The sequence below is a fragment of the Rhizobium atlanticum genome (genome assembly GCF_030182485.1).
Lineage (GTDB): Bacteria > Pseudomonadota > Alphaproteobacteria > Rhizobiales > Rhizobiaceae > Rhizobium.
This window is the reverse complement of sequence record NZ_JAQJCJ010000037.1, coordinates 22,234-28,759: the sequence shown is the minus strand read 5'-3', so window position 1 is coordinate 28,759 and position 6,526 is coordinate 22,234. Positions and strand designations below refer to the sequence as shown.

At 61.1% G+C, this 6,526-nt stretch carries 6 protein-coding genes and 2 pseudogenes; 1 reads left to right on the top strand and 7 read right to left on the bottom strand.

Annotation, left to right across the window (positions count from 1 at the left end):
* A partial coding sequence (traA, locus tag PH551_RS30835; protein ID WP_285196206.1) for a Ti-type conjugative transfer relaxase TraA occupies nt 1-1,855 on the bottom strand: 1,855 nt, incomplete at its 3' end.
* A 565-nt stretch (nt 1,856-2,420) separates the two neighbouring features.
* Nucleotides 2,421-2,903, bottom strand: a complete 483-nt coding sequence (locus PH551_RS30830) for a hypothetical protein (protein WP_285196205.1) — start codon at nt 2,901-2,903, stop codon at nt 2,421-2,423.
* 498 nt (nt 2,904-3,401) lie between these two features.
* On the opposite strand from PH551_RS30830, the pseudogene PH551_RS30825 reads away from it, so the two are divergent.
* Nucleotides 3,402-3,708, top strand: a pseudogene (locus PH551_RS30825) (WGR domain-containing protein).
* An 81-nt stretch (nt 3,709-3,789) separates the two neighbouring features.
* On the opposite strand, the gene PH551_RS30820 reads toward PH551_RS30825, so the two are convergent.
* The 5 genes and pseudogenes from PH551_RS30820 to PH551_RS30800 form a co-directional block, all read right to left on the bottom strand.
* The gene (locus PH551_RS30820; protein ID WP_285196208.1) at nt 3,790-3,957 is read right to left on the bottom strand and encodes a hypothetical protein; all 168 of its coding nucleotides are present in this window, start codon (nt 3,955-3,957) and stop codon (nt 3,790-3,792) included.
* 345 nt (nt 3,958-4,302) lie between these two features.
* Entirely contained in the window at nt 4,303-4,626 is a 324-nt protein-coding gene (locus PH551_RS30815; protein ID WP_085780892.1) for a DUF736 domain-containing protein, read from the bottom strand.
* A 781-nt stretch (nt 4,627-5,407) separates the two neighbouring features.
* A pseudogene (locus PH551_RS30810) lies at nt 5,408-5,718 on the bottom strand (toprim domain-containing protein); the annotation flags it as partial.
* 96 nt (nt 5,719-5,814) lie between these two features.
* Nucleotides 5,815-6,180, bottom strand: coding sequence for a type II toxin-antitoxin system VapC family toxin (locus PH551_RS30805; RefSeq protein WP_085780891.1), 366 nt, complete (start codon nt 6,178-6,180; stop codon nt 5,815-5,817).
* Complete coding sequence (locus PH551_RS30800) at nt 6,174-6,377, bottom strand: ribbon-helix-helix domain-containing protein (RefSeq protein WP_285196204.1); 204 nt, start codon at nt 6,375-6,377, stop codon at nt 6,174-6,176. The genes PH551_RS30805 and PH551_RS30800 overlap by 7 nt, the downstream gene beginning before the upstream one ends.
* Nucleotides 6,378-6,526 lie beyond the last annotated feature (149 nt).

Genomic DNA, 6,526 nt, shown 5'->3' with positions numbered 1-6,526 from the left:
GCACGAGCAGTTCGTCGCCGCGCAGCCGACCATCCCTGCCCTCGGAAACGGATTGAACGATTGCCTCTCTGCGCGCCTGGCTCCAGTCGGCGACAATCCGCTCGATCGTTTCCGCGCGCGTGCCCGCCTCGGCAAGGTGACCATGCCGGGCATAAACGTCGAGACCTTTCTCGATCTCGCCGCGGGCAAAGAGCCGCGAGGCCTCTCGCGCCCATTCTTCACGCTGTCGGCGAACACCGGCAAGCTCGGCAAAACCGATGCGGTCGCTGATCGCCCGAAAGGCAGCACCCGCCTGGATCGGCTGGAGCTGCATGGCGTCGCCGACGAGAACGACTTTCGCGCCCGCCTCCTCGACGATGTCAAGCACACGGGCCATCTGTTGCGATGACACCATGCCGGCTTCATCGATGACGAGCACATCACCACGATGGAGTGTGTCGCGCCCAGTGGCCCAGGCCAGTTCCCAGCCGGCGAGCGTTCGCGACCTAATGCCGGAACTGTCTTCCAAGCCTTCCGCTGCCTTGCCCGCAAGCGCTGCACCGATCACCCCGCGCCCCTGGCCTTCCCAGGCAAGGCGGGCTGCCGCCAGCAGCGTCGACTTGCCGGCGCCGGCAAGGCCGACAACAGCCGCAATGCCGCTATCGCCGGTGACATGACGGATGGCATCGACCTGCTCCGCATCCAACCTCAACGGCTTTTCCGGATCGCCGGTCTCGACGCGCTTGATCGCCGCATCGACCCGCCGAGCCGAAACGCCGAAGCCTGCTTGCTCCGAAAGAACCCGAGCCGAACGCGCCATGTCATATTCGATGCGCAGTATCTCGCGTGTGGTGAAGACTGCCGGGTCTGAGACCTTAAGCGTTTCTCCATCGATCTCCTGCGGCTTCAGCATCACAAGTTCATCCGACGCCATCAGCCGGGCGCGGATGTTGGCGAAGTCTGCCGGATCGTCGACATATCGATGCAGCGCCTTGGCGATATCCTTCTCGTCGAAGGTGGAGCGCTCATTGCCGAGCTGCTTCAAGAGAAGCTCTGGCTCTGCCACCAGCCGGTCAGCCATCTCCTGCCGGCGGGCGAGATCGGCCGGTGCGAAATAGAGCTCCCTCCTCTTTCGCGCCAATGCCGCCTTCTCCGGCCCGAGATGCCTTTGCGCGGTACCGCCGAAACCCTGCTCGGCATATGAGCGGCCATCGAGCCGGATCTCATGACCGGCAAGCGCCAGGTGCCGGTTGGCCGTCTCCGCCCAGGCGATCTTCCACGCCTTCAAGGTTTCCTTGTCGCCTGCCCACACCTTATAGACGATCTTGCCATTCGGTCGATCAGGCGTGACGACACGCAGCGGCTTGCGGTCTTCGCCCAGAACAGGGACCTTCTTTGCTCCGAACCCCTCCTCCGTCAGAGGCCTCAGCGTCGTCATCAGGTGGATATGCGGATTGCCGTCCTTGTCATGATAGACCCAGTCGGCCACCATTCCCTTCGAGGTGAGATTGTCGCGGACGAACTCCCGGACAAGCGCGATGTTCTCCGCTCGCGTCAATTCCTCCGGCAGTGCGATGATCAGCTCGCGGGCGAGTTGCCCATCGGCTCTGGTCTCGAAAGCATCGACGGCGTTCCAGAGCGCCTCACTGGCGCCGGCAACGGACTGGCCGTCGATCGCCGCCCTCAGCCAGGCCGGGATCTGCTCCGGCAGCGCCAGCTCCTCATGCACCAGCTCCCGCGACCCACCACGATAGCTGAAGGACGTTCCGGCCTGTTCGTCCATCATCCGGGCGCGATGACGATAGGCGGCGGCCGAGACGATGCTGCGCCCCGCTCCCCTGCTGATCACCTGCGCTCTGACGAACATGATCGCCACTGATGGCTCCGCACCTTCCAAGCACGTCGCGCCAGCGACGTATATTGCGCCCTCGAACCGATCGGACCGGAGGGCCGATGCCGCTTTTCCGGAACATGGGCGCCTGGCCGGAACTTCGGCTGCGACGTTTTGGGGCCGATGCAAGATAGCCTATTTAACTATTTTATTCTAGTTAGTATAGCGATGGGCAACAGCTGGCGATGGCCTCATGGCATGTCGAGCAAGAGTGAATACTGGCTCGGCGCTCAGCGCCTTTGCCCGAACTTTTCTTCGGGCCGCTTGCTGGACTGTTGACCGGGTGGGCGCTGCCCCTGCGCCGACCAAGGCCAGTGGTAATGGGGAGCCATGCGTTCTGAGCTATGGTCGGCTTTTACGCTCTACGGGAATATAGCGATTGGCCGGGATGGGGCGGTAAGCCACCGCTCCTGATCTGCGGCCAAAACCTCAATTCCATTCACATGTTGTTCTTCGCAGATCGGGTGAGTACAAAACGATCAATTCCGCTTTAGAGACGACCGCCGACTGAGAGACTGCCTTGTTTGCGAATCACCAGAATTGGGCGCTGCTACCCGGCCCATTGAACGGCACGCGCCACATAGACGGGTATGCCGGTTGCTAACGTGATATCCTTGATGATTGGCGCCAGCGAGCCGAGTTCGTCCGCGATAAGCGCGACGAGCTTGGGATAGTTGATATCGACGCCAGTGTCGTCGACAGCCCAAGCGTTCACCCAATCGGCGCCGTTGACGCTGAATTCGTGCGTGTCGCGATCGATTTCGAGATCGTCCAGCAGACTGATGGCGAAGCGCCGGAAAATCTCGTTCTCACCCTCCAGCTGATATTCGGCGAATTCATCGTCCCCGATGAGAACCCTCCGTTGCAATTCCATGATGACGTGGATCCGATCAATTGCCGCCTCGAGTCCATCGACCAGGCGATCGTGAAGCTCGCGCGAGAAGCTGCTGTCGCAGCCGAAGCGGTTTGCCAGGACGACGAGTCGGAAACCGGCAAGCTTGGTGTAGAGCATGAGGTTCTGATCGGTTGTCATAATAGGATCTCCTTCATCTTGATGACGGAGATCGGCGCCTCTGTTGCAAAGAGGGGTCAAGGACCGCGGAACGCGGCTTGCAAGCGGCGGAACCGATTTTTCCAGAGCGCAGTGAAACGCAGCGGCGGAAAAATTGGGGGAGACCGCGCCGTCCTTGACGCCGGATTTGCTGGAGTAAAATAGGACGTCAGAGAGAAGAAGACCCGCGGACCCGAAGGGGCCGCGACCGCTTCCGGCGTGAGCCGGCGGGAGACGCATCGAGGATAGAACCCCTCGGCGATCATTCGCTCACATCATCCAACGAGAGCGGCGCGACCGGAGGGGTAGGTCGCTTGTGGGCTTGCGTGATCGAAGCGAATAGCCCCCGGCGACCATTGGCCGCCTCGCCCGAATCCAAATTCCCAACCTTCGATAATCATCATGAAAATGAATCGGTGCGGGTCGACTGATTCACAAGTGTCGTTGGACGCAAAAGCTGGAATAAGCGATTCTTCCGTCATGCTCGCTCAGCCCTATCAGCTCTATATCGAACGCACGGACGCGACCAAAAAATATGGCGCGCTTCTATGTGCTCGCGATCGAACCAACACTGTTCGGCACGCCTTCCCTGACGCGGCGATGGGGACGCATCGGAACGACCGGCCAGGCCATGGTGCATCACTTCGACAAGGAAGAGGATGCCGTTCATATGTTCCTCGATCTTCTCCGATCAAAACGGGCACGTGGTTATGGACCGAACACGAAAGCACGATGTGAACCCATGGCCTGGGCTTTCTGCGGAAACACTTCTGATCCTAGCCCGTGATCATTGGTGTCAAGCGCAGCTTCGGGTCGACGCGCCGGCCGATCCGGCGTGCCGACCCAGGCGGGATGGCAAACGCCGCCCTCAGAAGGGTGGCGCAGCATCGATGGTGCCCTCCTGTTCGGCGATCGCTACAGTCAGTTCGGCCTGAGCGATCTCCAGCTCCGCTTCGATCTGACGGCGCTCGGCGGGATCGGCGTTCCTGAGCTCGGCGCGCAGTTCTTCAACCTGAATTTCGAGTGCAATCGTCATCGTCGTCATCTCCTGAATGATGTGAAAGATGACGCCCCGGGTCGTGGGGGTCGGGCCGGGTCAAGGATCGCGTCAGCGACCGGCGGAGCCGGCGAGCGGAGGAACCGATTTTCTGACGGTGCCTTTCAGGGCGCCGGCTGAAAATTGGAGGGGCCGCGAAGTCCTTGAGGCGGCACGAGCCTCACGGCAGAATTGGATATCTGAGCAGACAGTCCTTGGTCTCGTGTGGCACGACAGTAGGAGTGAATGCGGGCTCGACGCCCGCGTTCACTCCCGATACCGCCCGTAACAAATCGCGAAACGGCGAAGGCGGCCCCGATCGCTCGGGGCCGCTCGAGTCGCTCTTCAGTTCGGGCTGTTCCAGAGGATGACTTTCTTGCCGGGATCACCGCCAGGAGCCTGGGCGACGTTGCCGAAGATCACGCCGATCTCAGGGGCCTCCAGCTTGACGGAGAGATATTCCTCGCCGGTCTGGCGGGCAATGCGGTTCCACGCCGCCCCGATTTCGAAGCCGGTCTTACGGTGGATGATGCGGTAGTCGGGTGCGTCGTCGCTCGCCTTGCTGGCGTTGGGGACGATGGCGATCGGGGCGTTGACCCGGATGGTGGCAAAGATGCCTTCAAGGCTGCCGTCGGTCTTCTGCGTCAGGGTTGCGATGGTGGTTGCCATTGGATGTCTCCTTCGGTTGCTCGGGACCATTCCCGACGGCGCCCGAAGAAGGGACCGAGCCGCAGGCGTCACCGGAGCGCCAGCGCAGGGGAACCCCTTGCGGGTTGACGCTGACGGCGGCCGGTCCCTTAGAAAGGCGACACAAGAGAACGGGAATGGTCCCGGATTGCGACCGGACGCGGGGACAACCATCACGATAGCCCTTGGCGGTTGTGAGGGACCCAGGAGCCTTGAAATTCCCGCCACCGTTCTGGGCAAGATCTCGCCGGTCCCGGCCACCACAAGCGGGAAGCACGTGCCAGCTGCGCAATCCTACACCGGCTCAGCGAAACCGCCGCAGCAATCGCATCGAGCCCGGGCCATGTGCAATACCGTGTGGAGCTGTCGCTCCGAGGTCGAATACCGGATTTCAAACGGCACGCCCGGCAGTGTCGGCTGGCGGAATCCCTTGCACTGCGATTGCCGCGATATTAACGCGAAATCAGGTGATGACCGGCGGCATCGCAGTCGGTTTGGAGCCTTTCTGAGATTTCCGATGTGGAGAACGAGAAAATGGGCCACGGCTGCTGCTCGGTCGCGAATATTTCGGTCCTGTCGCTGCTACGGGCCGAACGCGACCCTAGCCAGGGGAACAAACCTGACCGACCCGCTGAAGGCCCACCCGCCGCATGGTAAGGGTCGCCTCTCGGCAGGCCCGCGGGCGCGCGCCCACCCGAACGGCGGCCGCCAAGGAACCGGCCATCCTGCTAGGCCCGGGCCCTCACCTGCCCTTTCGCCACGATTATGCGACCAGAAAGACCAGAGCGTCTTCCGGGCCGAGTTGGGCCCTGAGATTGGCGATCAGCCGCTCCGGGCCGAGCCGGCGCAGATCCTCATTGAAGTCGCCGAGCTCCGGGGCGAGCACCAGCGGCAGGATCCCGAGCGTCTGGGCGCGGCGGCTTAATCCCGCGATTCCGTGGCGGCTGGTGGCATCGGCGTCAGCTGCGATGTAGAGGCGCCGGCAACCATCGGGCAGCCGGAAGGCGGCGAGATGATTGTCGGTCAGCGCCCGGCCATCGGCATGCCGGGCATCACATGTGCGAGCGACAGGATTGCTAGTCTGATCCTCGGCGCGACGGTGACTTTTCGCCGCGGAGCTGAGCGGAAATCGAACCTTTGATACGTGCTGGCGACAGCGCAGATTTTAGGTCAGATTTCGTAAGGCACTCGTATTTCGGGCAATTCGGGAGGGAAATCCTTTGTGTTTCGTGTAATCAGCAACATCGAGTGAACATTGGCCGTTGCCCAGATTATGGCATCGGGAAGCTTGATACGATGAAGTTGTCGCAGAGATACTGCTCGTTCGGCTATGGCGTCATCGACAGCGAGGACTGCAAAGCCCGCCAGGAAAGCGCGCGTTCCGATCGCAACCTCAGGCTTGGCACCGACGAGAACCTCCATCCAGGTGATGATGCTAATCGCCTTCTCGCGATATCTTGCCAGTTCGCCTCGCGCTTGCGGAACTGCGTTGAGATAGTCGATTAAGACATTGGTGTCGAACAGAGACTTTACCATTCGCTGCGCATGTTTTCCTGATAGGTCAAGCCATCGATCTGTCGATCGCCCCAGAGGCCGAACGCTTCTGCTTCAACATCGGCATTGTTCCTGGCCAGAAAGTCATTGATCGCCTTTCGGATCAGCGCTGCCCTAGACATTTTTTCCCGCTGTGCCAGCCGGTCCAGCGCTTTGACTTCTGGGTCGCCGATATCCACCAACGTTCTCATGAGATAACTCCGATATATGATATCGGCAGTATATATCATTGCTGATCGAAGGCTTCAATGGCGTACAAAGCCATTAATAAGTTACGAGGGCGCGGGGCTGCTGATTGACCCTTGCTGAGGCAACGTTGTCACCCGTC

What these genes read in the sequence shown, in the direction of transcription:
- PH551_RS30830 (WP_285196205.1), bottom strand. Translation starts at nt 2,903, where the DNA reads ATGACAACCGATCAGAACCTCATGCTCTACACCAAGCTTGCCGGTTTC.
- PH551_RS30820 (WP_285196208.1), bottom strand. Translation starts at nt 3,957, where the DNA reads ATGACGATTGCACTCGAAATTCAGGTTGAAGAACTGCGCGCCGAGCTC.
- PH551_RS30815 (WP_085780892.1), bottom strand. Translation starts at nt 4,626, where the DNA reads ATGGCAACCACCATCGCAACCCTGACGCAGAAGACCGACGGCAGCCTT.
- PH551_RS30805 (WP_085780891.1), bottom strand. Translation starts at nt 6,180, where the DNA reads ATGGTAAAGTCTCTGTTCGACACCAATGTCTTAATCGACTATCTCAAC.